Consider the following 21,291-nt stretch of genomic DNA (forward strand, 5'->3'; position numbering starts at 1 on the left):
TTTCTCCATTTCGTTATTGTAATGCCATGAATCGATCTCTTTGGATCATGAGTTGGTCAATACGGGCATCGTATCGAGCTTGCTCTAAGCTGCCCAACTTGGCCATTTTACTTGCTTCACTATAATATTGAATCGCTTTATTCCAGTTTGCTCGCAACGCCAAAATTTCCGCTCGCGCAGCCAACTCTTCATCACTACGTCCTAGCGCGTGGTAGCTCTTCGATATTAGGTGCCAGCCATTTGTATCTTCAGGATAATCATGAGTGTATCGCTGAAGAACTCGCGTGGCTTGATCGTTTTTATTGTCCTCAAGTAGTGCATTGGCATAGTTAATGGTCAATACTTTATTTTGAGGGTTCCGAGATAACGCTTTACGGAGCATCTCGGTTGCTTTTTCTGGCTGCTTCTTCTCGATATATAAATCCGTCATAGCATCCAAGTAGAACGGGTTACTTGGGTCCTGCTCCAGCAACTTTTTCAAAATAGGTTCCGCTTGAGACAAGCGTTTGCTGTCTAAATGTACGAGTGCTCGCCCATAGTCAAAAGCAGGTGTGATGTCCGCAGAGGCTTTCTTTTGAGTTCGCTCAAACCAGCCTAAAGCAGCTTGTCCGTCAATGCCGGCGTACCGCGCAACAATGCGCGCACGCGCTAGGTGATAGTCTATTGAAGGCACAACTCGCATTGGTGGATAGGTCCTTGCTCGCGCACGGCTATCGGTAATTCGATCTTCAGGTAGTGGGTGAGTCAGTAGCATTGGCGGCGGTTTACTCGCATAACGATATTCATCTGCAAGACGGCCAAAAAAACGTGGCATTGCTTGAACATCAAAACCAGCTTTTGCCAATGTCGAAATACCAAAGCGGTCCGCTTCTTTCTCATTTGCGCGAGTGTAGTTGATTTGGCTTTGCATGTTACCTGCGGTTGCCGCCGTAATTGCAGCCATCCCCGCTTCTGGTGAGGCTATCGAAAGCAGTAATGCGCCAGCGAGTGCAGCCAATGTGGCCGGAGAGCGACGTGCTTGCTCTTCCATGCTGCGCGCAAGGTGGCGTTGTGTGACGTGCGCAATCTCGTGAGCAACAACAGAGGCCAACTCACTTTCTGAACGCGCATGAAGAAACAACCCAGAGTGCAACGCTACGTAACCACCAAAAAACGCGAACGCGTTAATATTGCGGTCGCGAATCATAAAGAAGTGAAACGGCGTTTTCACATCGTTCGCATTGGCTACTAGTCTGTGCCCGAGAGCGTCAATATATTCATTGATAACAGGATCATTAACGATAGGTTTACTGGCTCTGAGCATACGCATATAGGCGTCGCCGTAAATCAACTCTTGGTCTATTGAGAGCGTACCACCAGCAGCCGTACCAATGTCTGGCAAGTCAATGCTATTGGCATAAGTTGTCGGCGAACTGATTGCAGCTGCAAGACATAAGCAAACTAGCGAGCGAGTGCGTTTTAACATACGTTTAAAAGGTTCTCCAAAATACATAAGCATGTGGTTAGAGGCTGAGAACCTCTCAACAGCGCCACATGCGTTTTGGTTATCCGCGAGGATATAAGCTAGCAATAAGACCGGAAATAAATGAATTGGTTTCGTAAATTATTTTATATCCGAGTCATTTCAGCATGTGGTTAAATCATGTCAGAAGTGCTAGCACCAGCTCAAAAAGCCGTTACAATACAACCCTATCATAAGTGCAGAGCAATACAATGGAATCCATGTTACTTGATTTGCGTGAACAACGTTGCCCTATGGCACTGTTACTTGCAAAGCGTCACGCTGCTGAAGTCTTTCAAGGAGAAACGCAGCAGTATCATCAACTTGTTATTCAAGTGGTGGATAACAGCTCTAAACGAGACATTGTGAACTATCTCAGTGCCCAAGGGTACTCAGTTGATTGCCAATCTACATCAGAGCACTACACATTGACTGTATTCAATAAGGAATCCGCATAAGATGTTTGAAATGGTTAGTCGTTGGTATAAACGACGTTTCTCAGACCCTCATGCAGTAAGTCTCGTCGCGATCTTGCTGTTTGGTTTTATCACCATTTACTTCTTTGGGCATTTGATTGCGCCATTGCTTGTCGCGATCGTTTTGGCTTATTTACTTGAATGGCCAGTCGTAAAAATGTGTCGCATGGGCGTGCCGCGCACTTTGTCGGTCATCATCGTGATCTTAATGTTCGTCGGATTGATGTTGATCGCTTTGTTTGGTTTGGTTCCGACGATTTGGACTCAGGTCGGTAATCTAATTAACGATATTCCAAACATGTACAACGGGTTACAAAAGTTTATTGTCACGCTACCAGAACGTCATCCTGAGTTAGCAAACTTAGAAATTGTAGAAACCGTGGTGACAAATGCCAAAAACCAAGCGTTGGGACTTGGTGAGAGTGTAGTAAAAGGCTCACTTGCGTCATTAGTCAGTATTGCGACGCTAGCGGTATACCTGATTTTAGTGCCACTACTTATCTTCTTCTTACTGAAAGACAAAGAAGAGATGCTAAGAATCGCGAGTGGTGTTTTGCCGAAAAACCGTAAACTCGCGAATAAAGTTTGGCATGAAATGAACGAGCAGATCTCCAATTACATTCGCGGTAAAGTGCTCGAGATTTTAATCGTGGGTGGCGTGAGTTACGTGACTTTTGCCATTTTAGATCTTCGCTATTCGGCGCTGCTTGCCGTAGCTGTCGGTCTATCTGTGTTAATTCCTTATATCGGCGCGGCTGCTGTAACCGTGCCTGTCGCCATCGTTGGTCTGTTCCAATGGGGTCTTGCACCTCCGTTTTATTGGTTGCTGCTTGCTTACGGTATTATCCAAGCGCTGGATGGTAATGTGTTGGTTCCTGTTCTGTTTTCCGAGGCAGTAAATTTACACCCAGTTGCCATCATTGTGGCAGTGTTAGTCTTCGGTGGCTTGTGGGGTTTTTGGGGCGTATTCTTCGCCATTCCGTTGGCGACACTAGTTAAAGCCGTATGGCATGCCTTACCAAGTACGGAAGAAAATGAACCAGTCGAACAAGAGTAGGCGTTACCAAAGTACAATGCTCAAAAGAAAGCCCAGCAGTTTGCTGGGCTTTTTGTTATTTGAAGAACGGATCGCGCTTATGCGTTTTCGTTGAGGTAATTTAATACGACTTCGTGGTGATCTTTGGTTTTGAACTTGTTGAACACGTGTTCAATCACGCCTTCTTCATTGATCAGGAAGCTAATGCGGTGAAGACCATCGTATACTTTACCCATGAATTTCTTTTCGCCCCAAACGCCAAATTGGTCTGCAACGGCATGATCTTCGTCAGAAAGCAGGGTGAAGTTTAAATCATCACGCTCGATGAATTTGCCTAGGCGTTTTACAGGGTCGATGCTTACGCCAAGTACAACCACGTTGTGCGCATCGAGTTCAGCTTTGATGTCACGTAGACCTTTTGCTTGTGTAGTACAACCCGGCGTCATCGCCTTAGGGTAAAAGTAGAAAAGTACTTTCTTGCCTTTAAAGTCTTCAAGAGAAACGGTATTTCCGTCTTGGTCGAGCAAAGAGAAGGCTGGCGCTGGCGAGCCTGCTGTCAGCGTATTCATGGTGATTTCCTTTACTTTATAGTGTGTTTTTAATGAAATTCAGAGAACCTTGTACGTTGAGCGACTGACAAAGTTCATCGAAATCTTCTTGTAATTGCATTAAGTTACAATCCGCACTTACTGATGCGGTAATCGCAATGTGGAATTGGTCCGCATCAAGTTGAATTTTCGACTTACTGATAGTTTGGGCGCTAAGAGAGTCCAAACCAATCTGTTGATCCGCGAAGAACTTAGTAAACTTTTCAGTCAGACCTGGGCGGTCTTCAGACTCAATAAACACTTCCATTGTGTAGCTGTTGTCGAGCAATTCGTGCGCCGACGTACGCTTCATAATCGTAATCAGGTCATGCTCTTGGCCAAGTAGGGGCAATTGCGTCTCTACTCGAGTCACACTGCTGGCGTTCCCAGTTAGGAGCATGATCAGGGTAAATTCACTTCCAAAGATAGCGATACGGCTATCGACTATGTTACAACCGGCTTGAGTAACGAGGTGTACGACTTGGTTACAAATGCCTGGACGGTCCGTTCCAACTGCTGTAAGTACCAGATGTTGCTTCATAAATGAGCTTCTTGTCCTTTCTTCAATAGAGAGATGTTAGCACAGATATTGCGGAGAAATATCGAGTCAGTTCTTTTTTTAGTTTACAAAAAAGCAGGTTGGCTCTTGAGGTGAACGATTGGAGGCAAGCAGTCAACGAGGGAGTTGGGGGAATAAAACGTTTGCATGATGTGCTTGCGTGTTGTTTGGTCTTTTTATTCACTCAGGTCTGACTTGGTGAGCACGACCAAAGAGTATATTTTCCTAGCTTGTGCACTTCAGTATTTTCCAAATCACTGATAGATTCTAAAGTCACTCGAAAGCCCAACACGATTATCAATATTGCCGCTAATCAAACCAAATAGAGCAATTAAGTTGCTAGACCTCTAACAACTGATAATTATTCATTCATTTGTACTTTGTAAGCGAGTTTACGCTCTTGTGTTTTTCAATCGCATTACAGTACCATGCAGAAAGAGTTAAATGAGGGAGATAAACATGTTTTCAGGAAGTATCGTAGCGCTGATTACGCCATTCAAAGCAGATGGCGAAGTAGACTTTGACAGTCTGCAAAAGCTAGTAGAGTACCACGTTGAAGCGGGTACAGACGGTATTGTGGCGGTAGGCACAACAGGTGAGTCAGCGACACTGACCATTGAAGAGCATGTAAAGGTCGTTAATAAAACTGTTGAGTTTGCCGACGGTCGCATCCCTGTGATTGCTGGCACGGGGGCAAATGCAACCCATGAGGCAGTAACATTTAGCAAATTACTGGCTGATTCTGGTATTGCTGGCTTCCTGAGTGTGACACCGTATTACAACAAACCAACTCAAGAAGGTTTGTTCTTGCACTACAAGGCAATTGCTGAAGCGAGTGATGTGCCTCTAATTTTATACAACGTACCAGGCCGTACTGCTGTTGATATGCAGCCAGAAACAGTGGCACGCTTGTCAAAGCTTGATAATATCGTGGCTTTAAAAGATGCAACGGGCGATTTGGACCGAATTGCAATTCACCGTGAACTTTGTGGCGAAGATTTTATCTTACTAAGTGGCGATGATGCGACGGGTCTCGATTTTGTGAAACTTGGCGGCAATGGTGTTATCTCGGTAACGAACAATATTGCAGCTAAAGATATGGCAGACATGTTCCATTTGGCAAGTGAAGGTAAGTACGAAGAAGCAGAAGCGATTAACCAACGCTTGATGACTCTACACAAAAACCTTTTCATTGAAGCAAGCCCTATCCCAGTAAAATGGGCAGCGCAAAAGCTTGGTTTAATTGAAGAAGGTGGTTTGCGTCTTCCTTTAACCACACTTTCTGAAAAATCGCAGCCGATCGTTGAACAGGCGTTAACCGACGCCGGTATTTATTAAAATTGAGCTATTAAGATTGAGTTACTAGGATTGAAGTTCATACTGGGGGCCAAAGCGCCCTCGGTGTTTTAGGAGTATAGATGAAGCTTTCAAGCCAGTTAGTGTTAAGTTCATTAGCTGTATTCGTATTGACTGCCTGTTCAGGTGGTGCCAATCAACGTCGTCAAGCAAAAGATGACTTCGAGTATTTGAACTCCCCCAATTTGGGTGAGTGGAATGTCCCACAAGGCGCACAGCCACAGTTTTACCCGAACTATGAGATCCCTCAGGGTAACTATGCTGGTGGTGTAGGTAAAGATGTCGACATTCGTCCACCTCAACAAGTCCTAGAGCTTATTCCTGGTGCACGTCTGGACCGCAGTAGTGATGGTGAAGTGACACTTTGGCTACTTCGTAAAGATGAACTAGACAAGGTTTGGCAAACCGTACAAAATATGGTCGCGGCCAACGAGATTCCAGTTGAAAGCCAAACAGATTCTCGCATCGAGACAGGTTGGGTGACGTGGGATTCGCCAGACGAAGAGCTGGAAATTGGCAGCCGATATGAGATCGTGCGTGCTGAAGCAAATGGTCGACACGGCTTTAAAGTGAGTCTTATTGACTGGCGTGAAGGCAATCAAGTGAAAGAAGTAACGGCGACCAACCGTGAGCGCTACAATGTGTTCATGACGAACTTGGTAACCGCTCGCTACGATCAAGAAGTACGTGAAGAAGCACAACGTAAAGCGCAAGAGTTGGTTAAACAGATCCCAATTACAATGGGTAAAGACCGCAGCGGGCTTCCTGTGATTGTCGCGCGTGCGCAATACAACATGCTTTGGCAACGTTTGCCTAATATTCTACCTAAGATGGGCTTTAAGATTGAAGAGCGTAGCCAGTCTCAGGGCACAATCACTGCGAAATATGCGTCTCCGGATGATGAATTCTGGAACGATATCGGCGTTAAACCAGTGGAGTTAGACGCTGGTAAGTACACATTCTTACTTGGTGATTTAGGCAACCGTACGTCTATCAATATTACGGATTCCTCTGGTAAGCCAGTAGAAGAAGAGTTTTTGAAATCACTAGCGCCTGTATTGGCTGCGACGGTGAAGCAGTAACCAAAGCGAACTTAACGCGACACGCTTACACAATAATTGAAAAGGGACCCAGTGGTCCCTTTTTTGATGCTTATATTCGGCGTGTCGGGATAAAGTCGGTGTTTAACTAACGAGGATCGTCTTTGTTGCTCTCCTCGTCAGCGGAGCGCTGTTTATCCAACGTGTTCAGCTTATCTAAATCGTTCTTACGGCTTTTATCCATCTGACCAAACTTCATTTTTGCGGTGTATTTGAGTGCGGCAATGTTACCAATGACCACGCTCAACACTACAATGATAATGACCCAAGGATTGGTGAGTATTTCTATCATAGAGCCTCCGGCGGCGTGATATTGTGAATAAATTTGGCAACGACGTTATCCAAATTATTCAGTATGACGTCAATCCCTGCAATGTTGTCGGTCTGATTTTGCTGAATCAGCTGGTTTCTGAGCACATCAGGCGTCAATTGCGCGAGGCACTGTTGCCCGACAGTGCGGTGGCTAATGTGCCAAGGCTCAATCGAAACGCCACCTAAATCTTGCTGATAAGGGAAGAAGAAGCCGAATCGACCAAGGTTGGCTTTTAACCATTGGTAGAATGCTTGCTGGTGGCCATCAAGGTACTCCCAAGGTTCCAGCTTGAGTTTGGTGTCAGTAGGCAATAAATTGCGCGCATAGACATCAAAATCACAACCCCAATGATGACGACTTCCTCCAGGCAGTGCCGACCAGCGCAAAATGGCCATCAACTTCTCTTCGTCATTTAACTCTGCTTTGTTTAAAGGGCGGGAGTTGACGTCGAGAATTGGCAACTCACCAGAAAACTTCCCGTTCCAGATCGCTTTTTGGCGGTTGAAGTCACGAAAACCACTGGCGATTTCCATTTTAAAACCTGCTTCTGTTGCCGCTTCAATCATCTTTAGCAGATCGTCAGCTACTTCAGGGTGGAGTAGAAACGCTTTTTGACCCACTAAAGTGGATTGCAGATGAGAATCTGTGGTGCCGGTGAGTTGCTCTGATGTCATGGTGTTCTCGCTGATTACTTCGCTAACAGGTGTTTCAACGTGTTCTCGTACATGTCAGTCAACTTTTCTAGATCGTCCACTTTCACGCATTCGTTCACTTTATGAATCGTAGCATTAACAGGGCCTAACTCTACGACTTGACCACCCATTCGAGCGATAAATCGACCATCAGACGTACCGCCAGTTGTAAGTAGGGCTGGCTTCGTATCATTCACGTCGGCAACAGCAGCAACAACCGCATCTAGCAGCGCGCCTGTATCGGTCAGGAATGGGTCGCCGTTGAATGTCCATTTTAGATCGTAGTCCAGCTCATGCTTGTCCAATGTTTCGGTAACACGCTGAACAATTGCGTCATTGTTAAGCTCAGTACTAAAACGTAGGTTGAACTGAACATGGAACTCGCCAGGAATGACGTTAGACGCACCAGTGCCAGCCGATACGTTCGGGATCTGGAAGCTGGTTGGTGGGAAATAATCATTTCCTTTGTCCCACTCTGTTGTTGCGAGTTCATGAATCGCGAGTAGAGACTCGTGCACAGGGTTATTGGCTAGGTGAGGATAGGCCACGTGGCCTTGTGTTCCTTTTACCGTTAAATCGCCCGTGATAGAACCGCGACGTCCATTTTTCACCACATCGCCAACCACTTCGGTGCTGGATGGTTCACCGACGATACACATGTCGATATTTTCGCCACGTGCCATCAACGTTTCTACAACACGAACGGTACCATTGATAAATGGTCCTTCTTCATCCGACGTAATTAGAAAGCCGATTGAGCCTTTGTGGTCTGGGTTTTCTGCAATGAAGCGTTCGACAGCAACGACCATAGCAGCTAGCGACCCTTTCATGTCCGCTGCACCGCGACCGTGTAGGTAACCATCAATAATAGTTGGTTCAAACGGATGTGTATCCCAGTGCTCCAGTTTGCCAGCAGGTACCACATCGGTGTGGCCAGCGAATGCAAATAGTGGCGCTTCTGAACCACGTCGAGCCCAGAAGTTCGTGGTATCTTCAAACACCATTACTTCAATTTCAAACCCGAGTGCTTTTAAGCGCTCGATCATCAAATCCTGACAACCTGCGTCTTCCGGCGTTACAGATTGTCTACTGATCAGATCTTTAGCAAGTGCCAATACTGGACTGTCTGTCATCCTTGAGTATTCCTTTATTTAAGAGTTGAAAATGGTAGCGTATTGATCAGCTTTAAAACCGATATGAAGTTGATCATTCACTTTTAAAATTGGGCGCTTGATCATCGCCGGATTTTCTACCAAAAGAGCGATCGCGTTTTCTTCGTTAAGCGTGTCTTTCTGTTCTTGTGTCAGTTGGCGGTAGGTCGTGCCACGTTTGTTGAGCACCTGTTCCCAACCTAAAGCGCGACAAAATTCGCTTACCATAGCTACATCAACGCCTTGCTTACGGTAGTCATGGAAGTCGTAAGCAATATCCTCAGCTTCTAACCATTTTTTGGCTTTTTTGATCGTATCGCAGTTGGGAATACCAAACATGGTAATCGACATAGTGTTTCCTTTTTTCTTTGTTCTATTTTTCACTGGCGCGGTTAAGACGCACTTAAGTGATTTGGGCTGCTATAGCATCCTATCAAGAAGCAATCAAACTGACAAAATGCGGTGGAAAATATTTTCAGATAGATTGAGATAACTGATGTTACGTAACTTATTTACGATGAATGCACTATAAATCGAATAAAAAATCGTCTAAATCAAATGGAAAAGTCGAGTTATTGATCAAACGCAACATCTCGCTGAGCAAAAACGAAATAATGAATCAGCACAATTTTAGGAGGTGTCAATGGAATTGAGTCCTGTTTTTGCAAGGCGGCTATATTTGGCCTTGTTGGTGGAAAACCTAGAAAGGCCGAATGTGCCAAAGTTGATCGAAAAAACGGGGTGGCCTCGTCGTACAATTCAAGATGTACTCAAGGCGTTACCTGGGATCGGCATTGAACTCATATTCGTTCAAGATGGCCGACGTCATAATGACGGCTATTATCAACTTTCAGATTGGGGGCCTTTTGATAGCCAATGGGTTCTAGAGCGGGAGAGAGATATCGCTAGCAGTCTTGGATTTCGTGCATAAGCCAGCAATTGCTGGCTTTTTTCATATTCAGGCGTCACCCATTACAGCGGTAAGCGGAGCCCAGTACGCTAAATGAGGTGATAAAATCTTGTGGGGAGACCATAAAAACGGTGTCCGCATCGATAGACGCGGCATTGTTTTTTAAATCATTCATCGCGCCTTGCATCATCGCGTCATTAGTCATAAAAATGTAGTTATACCAGTGACCCTCACTTCCGGTGACTTCGCCTTTGTATTCGCATCGATCAGGGTTGAACCGAGCGTCAATGCGAATATGAACATCTTGGCTTTGAGCATGAGTAAGGTGAGAAGGCATCGTGCAACCAGAGAGAAGTACGACAAAAAGTCCAAGTAACAGGCGTCTCATCAGCTATTTCCCCAATACTATGTAAGCAGCAAAGCCAATCCAGCTCAGAGCGAGCAGTATCCAAGACAGTTTGCTTGATGCATAGTTTGGCGCATCGTCGGTGATGTTGTCTTGTTCGATAGTCTCTTCATGCTGACGTTGCTTTTCACGTTGCTGTTTTTTCTTTGCTTTATCGGCTTGACGATTGCGCTCTTTCTGCTGCTTCTTATATTGAGCGATGCCTTTTTCGATACCTTGAGCGATAAGCTTGGTTTGCTCTTTGGTTTGCCCCGGTTTCTGCGTGGATTTGGCAATTCTCATCGCTTCGGCTTGAGTTTCTTGAGAAGGCGCTGGGGTAGCTGGAGTTCTTTTTTTCATGTTTCTCATCAACGTCATTGTAAATCTTTGTTTAGTTTACCTGTGTAAGATGATGAAATGAACTTTAGTTCTCATCTTTGCTGGCTTGCAACTCTGAAATGATAGGTTAAAGTGGCGTTTTATCATATTAAGAAGAAGATGTTGTGCGCTACTCGTTTGACCAATATGACGCCCATGGATTTTTAAAAGCGCCGATTATTTTATGGTTTGGATGGATGTTTCTTGTACGTTCATGGGTTGTGTTTGCGATGGCAGGCGTAAGTCGTGATAGTGGCAGTAAGCTACTCGCTATTGTTTATCCAGACTCAAGTACGCTGTATTTGGGTTTGGCTATGGGCATTCCAAGCCTGCTTCTCATGTGGTTGATGGGGCTCCGTCACCCCGATAGAGGATGGGTAAACAGAATTACTCGCTATGGTCGAGAGATCACTTTGATCTTGTGCGGTATCCAACTGGCTCAGACCATGTATCATGTGTATCTGGAACATGGTGTATTCAATTGGGCAAACGCCCTTACCATTACCTTATTAGCTTGGTTTATGATCTATCTTCTAAATGGAAGATGGGTAAAAGACTGTTTTCATGTGCCACAATTGGAGCGCAATGAAGAGCAGCCTTCGAAGAATTAAAAACAATAACTTCCCACACCGGGGCAAAGTATAGAGGAAACCTCAATGTCACAAGCTCAAACGGCGATCGTGCCAGAAGCAGGGCCATTTGCACTGTACACTCAACTTAAAGTGAACCAAAACCGTGAAAACGTATTGGATAAGCTGAAAGCACTACCAAAGTTAGTGGAAGAGTTAAATATTACCCAGCCAGGCGCGGCGCTGACCCTTTCTATCGCATTCACAAAATCGTTTTGGCAACACCTCAATGTAGACGCGCCAGAAGAGCTTATTGATTTTACTCAACTTGGCGAAGGAGACATCGTAGCGCCTGCAACGGATGTTGATGTGCTGATTCACTGTCACTCTACTCGTCACGACTTGCACTTTTATGTTCTGCGTAAGTTTCTAGAAGAGACGGCAGAAGATGTCACCATTGTGGACGAAACGTATGGGTACCGTTACCTTGATGCTCGTGATATGACAGACTTTATTGATGGGACAGAAAACCCGAAAGGGGAGGCTCGCGCTGATGTGGCTCTAGTAAAAGAGGGCCCATTTGCTGGAGGTAGTTATGTCATGGCTCAACGCTTCGAACATAACCTTGCCGCTTGGAATCGCTTGAATGTCAAAGCGCAAGAAAAAGTGATTGGTCGTACCAAACCAGATTCTATCGAGCTAGAAGACGTTCCTGCTGCATCACACGTTGGTCGCGTTGATATTAAAGAAGAAGGAAAAGGTCTCAAGATTGTTCGTCATAGCTTGCCATACGGGACGGTAACAGGGCCTCATGGCCTGCTGTTTATCTCTTACTGTAATACACTTCATACCATTAAAGTGATGCTAGAAAGTATGTACGGCGTGACAGATGGTAAAACAGACCAAATGCTTCGTTTCACAAAAGCGGTAACTGGTGCGTACTTCTTCGCTCCTTCACAAGAAATGCTCGCAGAGCTAGCCATCAAGTAAGTTCTCAGACTTTATTTCTTAAGCCCTCCAATTGGAGGGCTTTTATTTTCTACTTTTCTATTCCACAGACTTTTTCAAAAAGACTAAACCTTTCGATTATTTGGTCGATAAGTATCCAACGCCTTAATTTATTTGGAGTCTGTGTCTCTTGGCTATCACCGTTAATACCAATGTGGCAGCACTTGTCGCACAACGTCATTTGACCAGTGCAACGGATATGCTGAATCAATCCATGGAGCGTTTGTCTTCAGGGAAGCGTATTAACAGCGCAAAGGATGACGCTGCGGGTCTGCAAATCTCCAACCGCTTGCAATCACAAATGCGTGGTTTGGATGTTGCGGTTCGCAACGCGAATGACGGCATTTCCATCATGCAAACTGCGGAAGGCGCGATGAATGAGGTGACTAATATCATGCAACGTATGCGTGATTTGTCGCTACAGTCAGCCAATGGTTCAAACAGCAAAGCGGAACGCACTGCACTGCAAGAAGAAGTGACGGCACTTAACGATGAGCTAAACCGCATTGCCGAAACGACCTCCTTTGGTGGGCGTAAACTGCTCAATGGCAGCTTTGGTAAGTCGGCATTTCAAATCGGTGCAGCGTCAGGTGAAGCTGTGCAGGTTGAATTAAAGTCGATGCGCAGTGATGGCATTGATATGGGCGGCTTTAGTTACATTGCAAACGGACGTGCAAGCTCTGATTGGAAAGTAAAAGACGGTGCGAATGATCTTAGTATGTCATTTACGAATCGTTTTGGTGAGACGGAAACCATTCAAATTAATGCCAAAGCTGGCGATGATATCGAAGAGCTTGCGACTTATATCAATGGTCAAACTGACAAAGTCACGGCATCGGTGAATGAAGAAGGTCAGTTACAGCTATTTATGGCTGGAGAAGAAACTTCAGGCACTTTATCGTTTTCAGGTGACTTAGCGAGTGAACTGGGGTTACAGCTAAAAGGTTACGATGCGGTTGATAACATCGACATTACGTCTGTCGGTGGTGCGCAACAAGCCGTGGCCGTCCTAGATACTGCGATGAAGTACGTTGATAGCCATCGTGCTGAGTTAGGCGCGTATCAAAACCGCTTTAATCACGCGATCAATAATCTCGATAACATCCACGAAAACTTAGCCGCTTCCAACAGTCGTATCCAAGACACTGACTACGCGAAAGAAACCACGCAAATGGTGAAGCAGCAGATCTTGCAGCAGGTCAGTACTTCTATTCTTGCACAAGCAAAACAAGCGCCCAACCTAGCATTAACCTTACTTGGCTAATGATCGGTCTCGCTCGAATTTAACGTAAAACCTGCCTGTATCGACAACTCGAAAAGAAGCTTTAGCGAAAATTTGACGTTTTTTTGCTTTTTTATCTGCTTCATCACGATTCCTTCTCCAAATGAACTTTTTCCAAAAAAATCCAAAAAAATTCCTAAAGAAATCAGTTTGAGCGCCGTTAATAAAAGTAACTTTGAGAGAACTACTTGGTTTTCCGAGACGTCGGAAACCGCTATACCGGAAAATCAATTGGAGAAATCACCATGGCAGTGAATGTAAACACTAACGTATCAGCGATGACGGCTCAGCGTTACCTAAACAACGCAAACTCAGCTCAACAAACTTCTATGGAGCGTTTGTCTTCGGGGTTCAAAATCAACAGCGCAAAAGATGACGCTGCGGGTCTTCAAATTTCGAACCGTTTGAACGTACAAAGCCGTGGCCTGGATGTGGCGGTTCGCAACGCGAACGACGGTATCTCAATTGCACAAACCGCTGAAGGTGCAATGAACGAGACCACTAACATTCTTCAACGTATGCGTGACTTGTCTCTACAATCAGCAAACGGCTCAAACTCGAAATCAGAGCGTGTGGCGATTCAAGAAGAAGTGACCGCGCTAAATGACGAACTAAACCGTATCGCAGAAACCACGTCTTTCGGTGGTAACAAGCTACTAAACGGCACACACGGTGCGAAATCGTTCCAAATCGGTGCGGATAACGGTGAAGCAGTGATGCTTGAGCTAAAAGACATGCGTTCAGACAACAAAATGATGGGCGGTGTGAGCTACCAAGCTGAAAGTGGTAAAGGTAAAGACTGGAACGTTGCTGAAGGTAAAAACGACCTAAAAATCAACCTAACGGACAGCTACGGTCAAGAGCAAGAAATCAACATCAGCGCAAAAGCAGGTGACGATATCGAAGAGCTTGCGACTTACATTAACGGTCAAACTGACCTAGTGAAAGCCTCAGTAGATCAAGACGGTAAACTGCAAATCTTTGCTGGCAACAACAAAGTCGAAGGCGAAGTCGAGTTTTCAGGCGGCCTATCTGGCGAGCTAGGTTTGGGCGAAGGTAAAAAAGTAACGGTAGATACTATCGACGTAACCTCAGTTGGTGGCGCACAAGAATCTGTGGCTATCATCGATGCGGCACTGAAATACGTAGACAGCCACCGCGCAGAGCTGGGTGCATTCCAGAACCGTTTCAACCATGCAATCAGCAACTTGGATAACATCAACGAGAACGTGAACGCGTCGAAGAGCCGTATCAAAGATACTGACTTCGCGAAAGAAACGACTCAAATGACCAAGTCACAAATTCTATCGCAAGCGTCAAGCTCAATCCTTGCGCAAGCGAAACAAGCGCCAAACTCAGCGCTAAGTCTGCTAGGTTAATTTCAAACCTAAGACGAGAACCTCATTGGCTCGTGGTGAGAGATGAGCGAGTAAACCCAGCTTCGGCTGGGTTTTTTTCTGTCTTTTGGGGACTCAGGATTTCTGCGAATCACGACATTAGAGCTTCATCACATTTCAGTAAGCCAAAGAAAATAATCGCAAAAAATTGAAAATTTCTTCTAAAGGATATTCATCGGTCGCCGTTAAAGGGACTGAGAGAAATGAGATGTACCTAAGTGAGGTGAGAGACACGACGGTACATTCACTAAAGCCTTAAGGAGATCAATTATGGCGATTAACGTTAATACTAACGTTTCTGCGATGACTGCACAGCGTTACCTAAACCAGGCAGCTGACGGTCAACAAAAATCAATGGAGCGTTTGTCTTCGGGTTATAAAATCAATAGCGCGAAAGACGATGCTGCAGGTCTACAGATTTCAAACCGCTTGAATGCACAAAGCCGTGGCCTAGACATGGCGGTGAAAAACGCAAACGACGGTATTTCTATTGCACAGGTTGCTGAAGGTGCAATGAATGAATCTACCAACATCCTACAACGTATGCGTGACCTATCGCTTCAATCTGCGAACGGTTCTAACTCAAAAGCAGAACGTGTTGCGATCCAAGAAGAAGTAACAGCGCTAAATGACGAGCTAAACCGTATTGCTGAAACTACCTCTTTCGGTGGTAACAAGTTGCTGAACGGTACATACGGTACGCAATCTTTCCAAATCGGTGCAGACTCAGGTGAAGCAGTGATGCTTTCTATGGGTAGCTTGCGCTCAGACACTTCTGCAATGGGTGGCAAGAGCTACGCAGCAGAAGAGGGTAAAGATGCATCTTGGACTGTTGGTGAGAAAACTGAGTTCAAAATGAGCTACACCAACAAACAAGGTGAAGAGAAAGAGCTATCGATCAGCGCAAAACAAGGCGACGACATTGAGCAGCTAGCAACGTACATCAACGGTCAAAACGATGATGTAAAAGCGTCTGTTGGTGAAGATGGCAAGCTACAAGTATTTGCTTCTTCTCAAAAAGTTCAAGGTGATGTTGAGTTCTCTGGCAACCTAGCGGACGAGATCGGCTTTGGCGGCCCGAAAGACGTAACAGTGAAAGACATCGACGTAACAACAGTAGCAGGCTCTCAAGAAGCCGTGGCTGTTATCGACGGTGCGCTTAAGTCAGTAGACAGCCAACGTGCGTCACTTGGTGCTTTCCAAAACCGCTTCAACCACGCAATCAGCAACCTAGACAACATTAACGAGAACGTTAATGCGTCTAACAGCCGTATTAAAGATACTGATTACGCGAAAGAAACCACTGCGATGACTAAGTCGCAAATTCTTCAGCAAGCAAGTACTTCAATCCTGGCTCAAGCGAAGCAGTCTCCATCTGCAGCGCTAAGCTTGTTGGGCTAAGTGGTTGACCCAGCCTGAGGTAATTACCTTAGTGCTGGGGCACCAAAGCGATAGGTTCTATCGTTAGCCCATAAGGTGGAAGGGAGATTGTAATGGATATATCCTCCTACGCATCGAACATCCAGCCTTACGGCACGCCAAGTGGCACAAAGTTTGCAAATAAAAATGGCAATGATATAGGCACGTCTAGCCCAGCAAATTCAAATGGTGAGGTTTCGCCGCAAAAAGCGAAAGACACCGAATACGACTTCTCTGTTCAAGCTGCGATCGAGATGGCGGAAAGCCGTCAAGAGCTGAACAAAGAAGAACGTGAAAAATTGGTCGCGCAAATGAATGAGTTTGTGACGTCCATAAACAAAGGAGTCGCGTTTCGAGTGGATGAGGAATCCGGGAGAGATGTGGTGACGATTTACGAAGCCAAAACGGGCGACGTGATTCGTCAAATTCCTGATGAAGAGATGCTAGTGGTATTGCGTCGCCTAGCTGAGCACACAGCCAACAGCGGGTTGTTGACTGAAAAAGTGTAAGTCGTTTTTAGAGGTGATTTGATGAGTTTAGGCCCTTTGGGGATGTCTGGCGGCATGGATATCAATTCCATGGTCAGCAAAATTGTGGATGCCGAACGCGTACCAAAGCAGCAACGCATTGACAACGAGCGCACGACAATTAATGCCAGTATCAGTGCCTATGGGCGACTCAGAGAATCACTGGATACGATGAAAAATCTCATGGCGAACTTTCGTCAAGAGAAAGCGTTTGCCGTTCGTACTGTTGAAACGACAGACGACAATATCGTATCTGCTACTGCAACTACAGATGCTATCGCTGGCAAATATGCTATCGATGTGTTGCAGCTTGCCCAGAGCCACAAAGTCGCTTCTGACGTACTGCCAGAAGACGCAAAGTTTGGCCCTGGTAAGCTGCAGATTTCGCTTGGTGATGACACCTTCAACGTGAACGTTCGTTCGAGCTCCAAGCTCGCAGATGTCGTACGCGGCATCAACGGCTCAAAAGACAATCCCGGTGTTCGAGCATCTCTCATTAACGACGTTGAAGGTCCACGCCTTATCCTTGCTTCTAACCTCTCTGGTAAGGATCATCAAATCAGAGTCAGTGTGGAGGCCGACAAAGGCAACCCTCTAAAATATTTCGAATATCAAACACTTGAAGACCGTGTTAACGCGCTTGAAGAAGCTCGTTCAGCGGCGGAAGAAGTGTTAGGTCCTCTTCAATTCTCCGAGCAACCAGTAGAACTGGATGCAAACGGCAATCCTCTACCTCCAGAAGAGCAAAAAGCGGCAGAAAATGGACAAGATGATGGCTCCCAAGAGCCAATCTCTGCTGCGGGTGCAGAAGCCGCTAAAGCTGGGCAGGAAGCGATTGATGAAGCCAACCGACGCGCAAGTTTGCGCCCTGAAGACCGAATTCCAGGGTGGACAGAAACTGCGTCAGGCACTTTGCTGGATTCTTATGAAGAGCCAGAGCTCGAACTCGACGAGAAAGCAATAGAGAAGGCACCAGATGTTCCGGGTTGGAGCAATGCGGCATCAGGCACATTAACCGACTCTTACGTTACGACGAAAGAGGCCAAGCAGCTTCTTGAGCAAGAAAAAGCTGAAATTGAGCAAAAAACTGCGAGTGAAAAACAAGCGCTAGACGCAAAAGTTGAACGTGGTGAATTGACCGAAGAGCAAGCGAAAAAAATTCATCGCGCTAAGCTGGATCCTCAAGAGCGTGAACGTTTAGAAAAAATTGATGAAGCAGAAGCGAAAATCGCAAAAGCGCAATCTGCTTTTGAAGAATACCTTGGGATGACAGAAGTACAAGCAGGGCAAGATTCAGAAGTTCTGCTTGATGGAGTTGCAAAGCTTTCTAGTCACAACAATGTGATTGAAGATGCCATAGAAGGTGTTGATTTAACACTTAAAGGCAAATCAGAACCGAACAAGCCACCTGCTGAAATTGGCGTCGAATACGACCGTCAGAGTGTGCGTAACGACATCGAAAACTTTGTTGCGGCGTACAACTCGTTTTACCAAACGTCTCAAGCGTTGGCGAGTGTGGATCCGGTCACTGGTCAAAAAGGACCGTTGTCGGGGGACAGTACCGTACGCAGCGCAGACTCACGATTAAAATCGGTATTTTCCACTCAAATTGATAAAGCGCCTGAAAACCTAAAGTCATTAACTGAATTTGGCATTACTACCACGCGTCAAGGTACCTTAGAAATCAACTATGACATGTTGGATCGTCAGTTGAACAACAACTTCAACGAGCTAGAAAAGTTCTTCGGTGGCAACACAGGTTTTGCTAAACGAGTCGAAGACGCGATTCATGGTATTACAGGCATTACAGGCAGCATTCGTACTCGAGAAAAAAGTCTCACAGAACAAAATTATCGTTTGAGTGATGATCAAGCGGCATTAGATCGCCGCATGGAAAGCCTAGAAAAGCGCACTCACGCGAAGTTTACCGCCATGCAAGATGCGACTGGTAAAATGCAAGGTCAGTTAGGTGCCTTAATGAGTGCGTTGGGTTAATAAATGCAAAAAGAACTCATAGATATTAGTGATATAGATCAACTAATTACGCAAGAATTGGAAAAAGTCGACTTTAATACTGAAGAAATTCTTCGCTTGGTCGATATCAGGGAACGGTTATTGCAAAACCTGTTACCAATTATTCATCAAAATCCTTTGGTTAAGCAGGATGCAGAGTGGCAAGCGTTGCTTACTCGTACCAAAAGAATTGTCGAGCTGATGCAATCGGAAACGTCAAAGGTCGGAAAAGAACTTCATAAGTTTCGTTATGGCCAGCGTTCGCTTCAGCAGTACAAAAAATTTATTTAAAAGAGGATTACTATGCGCGGTTCTTTGCAAGCATACAAAAAGGTATCAGTCGACAGCCAGCTAAGCGCGGCTTCTCCGCACAAAGTCATTCAAATGCTTATGGCTGGTGCGATTGAGCGCCTTATTCAAGGTAAAGCGGCCATGCAAGCAGGCAATATTCCAGCAAAAGGTGAGCGTTTAGGTAAAGCGCTAGACATCATCATTGCGCTACGTAGCTGTCTATCGATGGATGACGGTGGTGATATTGCTTCAAACTTAGATTCACTCTATGAGTTTATGATCACGCAAATTTCAGCTGCTAACCATCAAAATGATCCTCAACTGATCGACGACGTTATCGACATTATCCGTGAGATCAAATCCGCTTGGGACCAAATCCCTACAGAGTTTCATAATCTTACAGCAGCTGAAGTCGGTATTTAATAACCAAAACAACGCGTTAAGATATTAGAGGAATATATTTGTCAATTGCGCAACGAGTTGTGTAGCAAAGTTTCTATCAAGCTCACACCTCTTTATTGCTTGGTTGCCTTATTTTTATATTCAAATAAAATAGAAGCCATTAGTAGCCCTAATGGCTTTTTTTGTTGCTGATTTTCCTATTTTGTCTATCGTAAATTGAGTGTGGTGGTTCTGCCTTCTTTTAGCACCCAATTGCGCAAATCAAGGTTTGGCCGCAACGCACCTAAAATAAAGGCAATCATTCTTACTTATGCAAGGTTTGGCAAAGCTGCTTGTAATTGATGATGACGCATCAAGTCGTTTAAATTTAAGCAATATATTGGAATTTGTTGGAGAAAATTGCGAAGCGGTCAGTTCTGATCAGCTCAGCGATGTTGATTGGTCTAGCGTATGGTCGTGCTGTATTGTTGGTAACATTCCAGCAGGTCAAGCGGCGAATACGGTTATCTCTCATTTAAACAGCGCCTACCACATCCCACTTTTAGTCATGGGCCGATTTCCGTTGCCCGTGGATGATCTTCCAAATTTTGTAGGTGAGCTAGAACTACCTCTTAATTACCCACAGCTTAGTGAGGCGTTACGCCACTGCAAAGACTTTCTGGGTCGAAAAGGGGTCAATGTCGTTGCCAGTGCACGAAAAAACACGCTTTTTCGCAGCTTAGTTGGTCAAAGCAGAGGTATTCAAGAAGTTCGTCACCTGATCGAGCAAGTCTCAGACACTGAGGCAAACGTGTTGATCTTGGGTGAGTCGGGGACTGGTAAAGAAGTCGTTGCGCGTAACATTCACTATCATTCGTCCTACAGCAGTGGTGCCTTTGTGCCCATTAACTGTGGTGCCATTCCACCGGAGCTTCTAGAAAGTGAATTGTTTGGCCACGAAAAAGGCGCGTTTACTGGTGCGTTAACGGCACGTAAAGGTCGATTTGAGCTCGCAGACGGTGGCACGATCTTTCTTGATGAGATTGGCGATATGCCGATGTCGATGCAAGTAAAGTTACTTCGCGTATTGCAAGAGCGCTGTTTCGAACGTGTGGGTGGCAATAGCACCATCAAGGTCAATGTTCGAGTTGTCGCGGCAACACACCGTAATCTAGAAAGTATGATTGAAGAAGGCACGTTCCGAGAAGACTTGTTCTATCGTTTGAACGTGTTTCCAATCGAGATGCCTGCGCTGAAAGAGCGCAAACAAGATATTCCATTGCTGCTGCAAGAGTTGATGACGCGTCTGGAAGCGGAGGGTGGCCAACCTATCTGTTTTACCCCTCGTGCGATCAATTCACTGATGGAGCACAACTGGCCGGGTAACGTGCGTGAGTTAGCCAACCTTGTTGAGCGAATGATCATTCTGTACCCAAATAGTTTGGTCGATGTAAACCACTTACCAACCAAATATCGCTACAGTGATATCCCGGAGTTCCAACCAGAAAGTAATCCGTTTATTTCGGTTGAAGAACAAGAGCGTGATGTGTTCCAAGACATCTTCTCAGAAGACTTTAGTTTTGATGATCAAGACGATCTTGACCACAGCATGAACGCTCCGCAAGCGCTGCCGCCTGAAGGTGTAAATCTGAAAGAGCTGTTGGCTGATTTAGAAGTTAATATGATCAGCCAAGCGTTAGAAGCACAAGGTGGGGTCGTGGCACGAGCCGCGGATATGCTGGGTATGCGACGCACAACGTTGGTGGAAAAAATGCGTAAGTACAACTTACAGCGCTAGGCAACGTTGAGATTTAAGACGATATCTAAATCATTTGGGCTATTTAGCATCGTTTTTCTGACACCAAAAACCGTTATCTGAGGGTGTCAACTTATTGTCGATGACTTAACGTCATGATAAATATAAAAAATAGCTTGGTACGCTAATTGCTTACCAAGCTAT

The 21,291-nt window shown here is 45.4% G+C and carries 24 protein-coding genes; 15 read left to right on the plus strand and 9 right to left on the minus strand.

Translation table 11 applies throughout. From position 1 onward, the window contains the following. Positions 1-13: 13 nt before the first annotated feature. The gene (locus tag MTR11_RS19505) at positions 14-1,465 is read right to left on the minus strand and encodes a tetratricopeptide repeat protein (RefSeq protein ID WP_012841513.1); all 1,452 of its coding nucleotides are present in this window, start codon (positions 1,463-1,465) and stop codon (positions 14-16) included. A gap of 257 nt (positions 1,466-1,722) precedes the next feature. Between MTR11_RS19505 and MTR11_RS19510 the strand changes: the two genes are divergently transcribed. Both MTR11_RS19510 and MTR11_RS19515 read left to right on the plus strand, forming a co-directional pair. After that, positions 1,723-1,959, plus strand: a complete 237-nt coding sequence (locus MTR11_RS19510) for a sulfurtransferase TusA family protein (protein WP_046875522.1) — start codon at positions 1,723-1,725, stop codon at positions 1,957-1,959. A 1-nt stretch (position 1,960) separates the two neighbouring features. Continuing rightward, positions 1,961-3,034, plus strand: coding sequence for an AI-2E family transporter (locus tag MTR11_RS19515; protein WP_006741685.1), 1,074 nt, complete (start codon positions 1,961-1,963; stop codon positions 3,032-3,034). 77 nt (positions 3,035-3,111) lie between these two features. On the opposite strand, the gene bcp is transcribed toward MTR11_RS19515, so the two are convergent. Both bcp and MTR11_RS19525 read right to left on the minus strand, forming a co-directional pair. Continuing rightward, the gene (bcp, locus tag MTR11_RS19520; protein ID WP_005380418.1) at positions 3,112-3,582 is read right to left on the minus strand and encodes a thioredoxin-dependent thiol peroxidase; all 471 of its coding nucleotides are present in this window, start codon (positions 3,580-3,582) and stop codon (positions 3,112-3,114) included. A gap of 16 nt (positions 3,583-3,598) precedes the next feature. Further along, positions 3,599-4,141: a glycine cleavage system protein R gene (locus MTR11_RS19525; RefSeq protein ID WP_012841515.1), complete on the minus strand. Its 543-nt coding sequence runs from the start codon at positions 4,139-4,141 to the stop codon at positions 3,599-3,601. 477 nt (positions 4,142-4,618) lie between these two features. Between MTR11_RS19525 and dapA the strand changes: the two genes are divergently transcribed. Both dapA and bamC read left to right on the plus strand, forming a co-directional pair. Then, positions 4,619-5,497 carry a 4-hydroxy-tetrahydrodipicolinate synthase gene (gene dapA / locus MTR11_RS19530; RefSeq protein ID WP_012841516.1) on the plus strand — a complete coding sequence of 293 codons (879 nt, stop codon included), beginning with the start codon at positions 4,619-4,621 and terminating at the stop codon, positions 5,495-5,497. Positions 5,498-5,577: 80 nt separating this feature from the next. Beyond that, positions 5,578-6,597, plus strand: a complete 1,020-nt coding sequence (gene bamC, locus MTR11_RS19535) for an outer membrane protein assembly factor BamC (protein WP_006741687.1) — start codon at positions 5,578-5,580, stop codon at positions 6,595-6,597. 106 nt (positions 6,598-6,703) lie between these two features. On the opposite strand, the gene MTR11_RS19540 is transcribed toward bamC, so the two are convergent. From MTR11_RS19540 to MTR11_RS19555, 4 genes are read right to left on the minus strand one after another with little or no spacing between them, the layout of a single operon-like run. Continuing rightward, the gene (locus tag MTR11_RS19540) at positions 6,704-6,907 is read right to left on the minus strand and encodes a DUF2897 family protein (RefSeq protein WP_243328236.1); all 204 of its coding nucleotides are present in this window, start codon (positions 6,905-6,907) and stop codon (positions 6,704-6,706) included. Further along, positions 6,904-7,602: a M15 family metallopeptidase gene (locus MTR11_RS19545; protein ID WP_243328237.1), complete on the minus strand. Its 699-nt coding sequence runs from the start codon at positions 7,600-7,602 to the stop codon at positions 6,904-6,906. Before MTR11_RS19545 ends, MTR11_RS19540 begins: the two co-directional genes overlap by 4 nt. Before the next feature lie 14 nt (positions 7,603-7,616). Further along, positions 7,617-8,753 carry a succinyl-diaminopimelate desuccinylase gene (gene dapE / locus MTR11_RS19550; protein WP_047008854.1) on the minus strand — a complete coding sequence of 379 codons (1,137 nt, stop codon included), beginning with the start codon at positions 8,751-8,753 and terminating at the stop codon, positions 7,617-7,619. 18 nt (positions 8,754-8,771) lie between these two features. Next, entirely contained in the window at positions 8,772-9,122 is a 351-nt protein-coding gene (locus MTR11_RS19555) for an ArsC family reductase (RefSeq protein WP_047008853.1), read from the minus strand. Between the two features lie 292 nt (positions 9,123-9,414). Here MTR11_RS19555 and MTR11_RS19560 point away from each other — a divergent pair, with 292 nt between their 5' ends. Beyond that, positions 9,415-9,702 (plus strand): winged helix-turn-helix domain-containing protein, encoded by a 288-nt coding sequence (locus MTR11_RS19560; protein ID WP_005380433.1) that lies wholly within the window; start codon positions 9,415-9,417, stop codon positions 9,700-9,702. Positions 9,703-9,736: 34 nt separating this feature from the next. Here MTR11_RS19560 and MTR11_RS19565 read toward each other — a convergent pair whose 3' ends face one another. Together MTR11_RS19565 and MTR11_RS19570 are read right to left on the minus strand one after the other, a co-directional pair. Next, positions 9,737-10,069: a DUF4156 domain-containing protein gene (locus MTR11_RS19565; protein ID WP_243328238.1), complete on the minus strand. Its 333-nt coding sequence runs from the start codon at positions 10,067-10,069 to the stop codon at positions 9,737-9,739. Between the two features lie 3 nt (positions 10,070-10,072). Beyond that, the gene (locus tag MTR11_RS19570; protein WP_243328239.1) at positions 10,073-10,426 is read right to left on the minus strand and encodes a DUF2956 domain-containing protein; all 354 of its coding nucleotides are present in this window, start codon (positions 10,424-10,426) and stop codon (positions 10,073-10,075) included. Positions 10,427-10,569: 143 nt separating this feature from the next. Between MTR11_RS19570 and MTR11_RS19575 the strand changes: the two genes are divergently transcribed. From MTR11_RS19575 to MTR11_RS19620, 10 genes are all read left to right on the plus strand, one after another. After that, a complete protein-coding gene (locus tag MTR11_RS19575) occupies positions 10,570-11,055 on the plus strand; it encodes a DUF2919 domain-containing protein (RefSeq protein ID WP_012841521.1) in 486 nt (161 codons plus the stop codon). Between the two features lie 45 nt (positions 11,056-11,100). Then, on the plus strand, positions 11,101-12,003 hold the full coding sequence (locus MTR11_RS19580) for a Dyp-type peroxidase (protein WP_243328240.1): 903 nt from the start codon (positions 11,101-11,103) through the stop codon (positions 12,001-12,003). Between the two features lie 148 nt (positions 12,004-12,151). Continuing rightward, on the plus strand, positions 12,152-13,285 hold the full coding sequence (locus MTR11_RS19585; RefSeq protein ID WP_046875529.1) for a flagellin: 1,134 nt from the start codon (positions 12,152-12,154) through the stop codon (positions 13,283-13,285). 263 nt (positions 13,286-13,548) lie between these two features. Next, positions 13,549-14,682, plus strand: coding sequence for a flagellin (locus tag MTR11_RS19590; protein ID WP_005393103.1), 1,134 nt, complete (start codon positions 13,549-13,551; stop codon positions 14,680-14,682). A 288-nt stretch (positions 14,683-14,970) separates the two neighbouring features. Beyond that, positions 14,971-16,101, plus strand: a complete 1,131-nt coding sequence (locus MTR11_RS19595; RefSeq protein ID WP_006741693.1) for a flagellin — start codon at positions 14,971-14,973, stop codon at positions 16,099-16,101. Positions 16,102-16,193: 92 nt separating this feature from the next. Continuing rightward, on the plus strand, positions 16,194-16,628 hold the full coding sequence (gene flaG, locus MTR11_RS19600) for a flagellar protein FlaG (RefSeq protein ID WP_047008849.1): 435 nt from the start codon (positions 16,194-16,196) through the stop codon (positions 16,626-16,628). Positions 16,629-16,649: 21 nt separating this feature from the next. Continuing rightward, the gene (fliD, locus tag MTR11_RS19605) at positions 16,650-18,641 is read left to right on the plus strand and encodes a flagellar filament capping protein FliD (RefSeq protein WP_109169801.1); all 1,992 of its coding nucleotides are present in this window, start codon (positions 16,650-16,652) and stop codon (positions 18,639-18,641) included. Between the two features lie 3 nt (positions 18,642-18,644). Then, positions 18,645-18,950: a flagellar protein FliT gene (locus tag MTR11_RS19610; protein ID WP_152811792.1), complete on the plus strand. Its 306-nt coding sequence runs from the start codon at positions 18,645-18,647 to the stop codon at positions 18,948-18,950. A 12-nt stretch (positions 18,951-18,962) separates the two neighbouring features. Continuing rightward, complete coding sequence (gene fliS / locus MTR11_RS19615) at positions 18,963-19,373, plus strand: flagellar export chaperone FliS (RefSeq protein WP_012841524.1); 411 nt, start codon at positions 18,963-18,965, stop codon at positions 19,371-19,373. 289 nt (positions 19,374-19,662) lie between these two features. Further along, the gene (locus MTR11_RS19620) at positions 19,663-21,129 is read left to right on the plus strand and encodes a sigma-54 dependent transcriptional regulator (protein ID WP_006741695.1); all 1,467 of its coding nucleotides are present in this window, start codon (positions 19,663-19,665) and stop codon (positions 21,127-21,129) included. Positions 21,130-21,291: the final 162 nt, after the last annotated feature.

The sequence above is a fragment of the Vibrio sp. CCB-PB317 genome, from assembly GCF_022808245.1.
In the GTDB taxonomy this organism is placed as follows: domain Bacteria; phylum Pseudomonadota; class Gammaproteobacteria; order Enterobacterales; family Vibrionaceae; genus Vibrio; species Vibrio diabolicus.

Coding starts and splice junctions, on each gene's coding strand:
- MTR11_RS19505 (WP_012841513.1), bottom strand. CDS start 1,465: ATGTTAAAACGCACTCGCTCGCTAGTTTGCTTATGTCTTGCAGCTGCA.
- MTR11_RS19510 (WP_046875522.1), top strand. CDS start 1,723: ATGTTACTTGATTTGCGTGAACAACGTTGCCCTATGGCACTGTTACTT.
- MTR11_RS19515 (WP_006741685.1), top strand. CDS start 1,961: ATGTTTGAAATGGTTAGTCGTTGGTATAAACGACGTTTCTCAGACCCT.
- bcp (WP_005380418.1), bottom strand. CDS start 3,582: ATGAATACGCTGACAGCAGGCTCGCCAGCGCCAGCCTTCTCTTTGCTC.
- MTR11_RS19525 (WP_012841515.1), bottom strand. CDS start 4,141: ATGAAGCAACATCTGGTACTTACAGCAGTTGGAACGGACCGTCCAGGC.
- dapA (WP_012841516.1), top strand. CDS start 4,619: ATGTTTTCAGGAAGTATCGTAGCGCTGATTACGCCATTCAAAGCAGAT.
- bamC (WP_006741687.1), top strand. CDS start 5,578: ATGAAGCTTTCAAGCCAGTTAGTGTTAAGTTCATTAGCTGTATTCGTA.
- MTR11_RS19540 (WP_243328236.1), bottom strand. CDS start 6,907: ATGATAGAAATACTCACCAATCCTTGGGTCATTATCATTGTAGTGTTG.
- MTR11_RS19545 (WP_243328237.1), bottom strand. CDS start 7,602: ATGACATCAGAGCAACTCACCGGCACCACAGATTCTCATCTGCAATCC.
- dapE (WP_047008854.1), bottom strand. CDS start 8,753: ATGACAGACAGTCCAGTATTGGCACTTGCTAAAGATCTGATCAGTAGA.
- MTR11_RS19555 (WP_047008853.1), bottom strand. CDS start 9,122: ATGTCGATTACCATGTTTGGTATTCCCAACTGCGATACGATCAAAAAA.
- MTR11_RS19560 (WP_005380433.1), top strand. CDS start 9,415: ATGGAATTGAGTCCTGTTTTTGCAAGGCGGCTATATTTGGCCTTGTTG.
- MTR11_RS19565 (WP_243328238.1), bottom strand. CDS start 10,069: ATGAGACGCCTGTTACTTGGACTTTTTGTCGTACTTCTCTCTGGTTGC.
- MTR11_RS19570 (WP_243328239.1), bottom strand. CDS start 10,426: ATGAAAAAAAGAACTCCAGCTACCCCAGCGCCTTCTCAAGAAACTCAA.
- MTR11_RS19580 (WP_243328240.1), top strand. CDS start 11,101: ATGTCACAAGCTCAAACGGCGATCGTGCCAGAAGCAGGGCCATTTGCA.
- MTR11_RS19590 (WP_005393103.1), top strand. CDS start 13,549: ATGGCAGTGAATGTAAACACTAACGTATCAGCGATGACGGCTCAGCGT.
- MTR11_RS19595 (WP_006741693.1), top strand. CDS start 14,971: ATGGCGATTAACGTTAATACTAACGTTTCTGCGATGACTGCACAGCGT.
- flaG (WP_047008849.1), top strand. CDS start 16,194: ATGGATATATCCTCCTACGCATCGAACATCCAGCCTTACGGCACGCCA.
- fliD (WP_109169801.1), top strand. CDS start 16,650: ATGAGTTTAGGCCCTTTGGGGATGTCTGGCGGCATGGATATCAATTCC.
- MTR11_RS19610 (WP_152811792.1), top strand. CDS start 18,645: ATGCAAAAAGAACTCATAGATATTAGTGATATAGATCAACTAATTACG.
- fliS (WP_012841524.1), top strand. CDS start 18,963: ATGCGCGGTTCTTTGCAAGCATACAAAAAGGTATCAGTCGACAGCCAG.
- MTR11_RS19620 (WP_006741695.1), top strand. CDS start 19,663: ATGCAAGGTTTGGCAAAGCTGCTTGTAATTGATGATGACGCATCAAGT.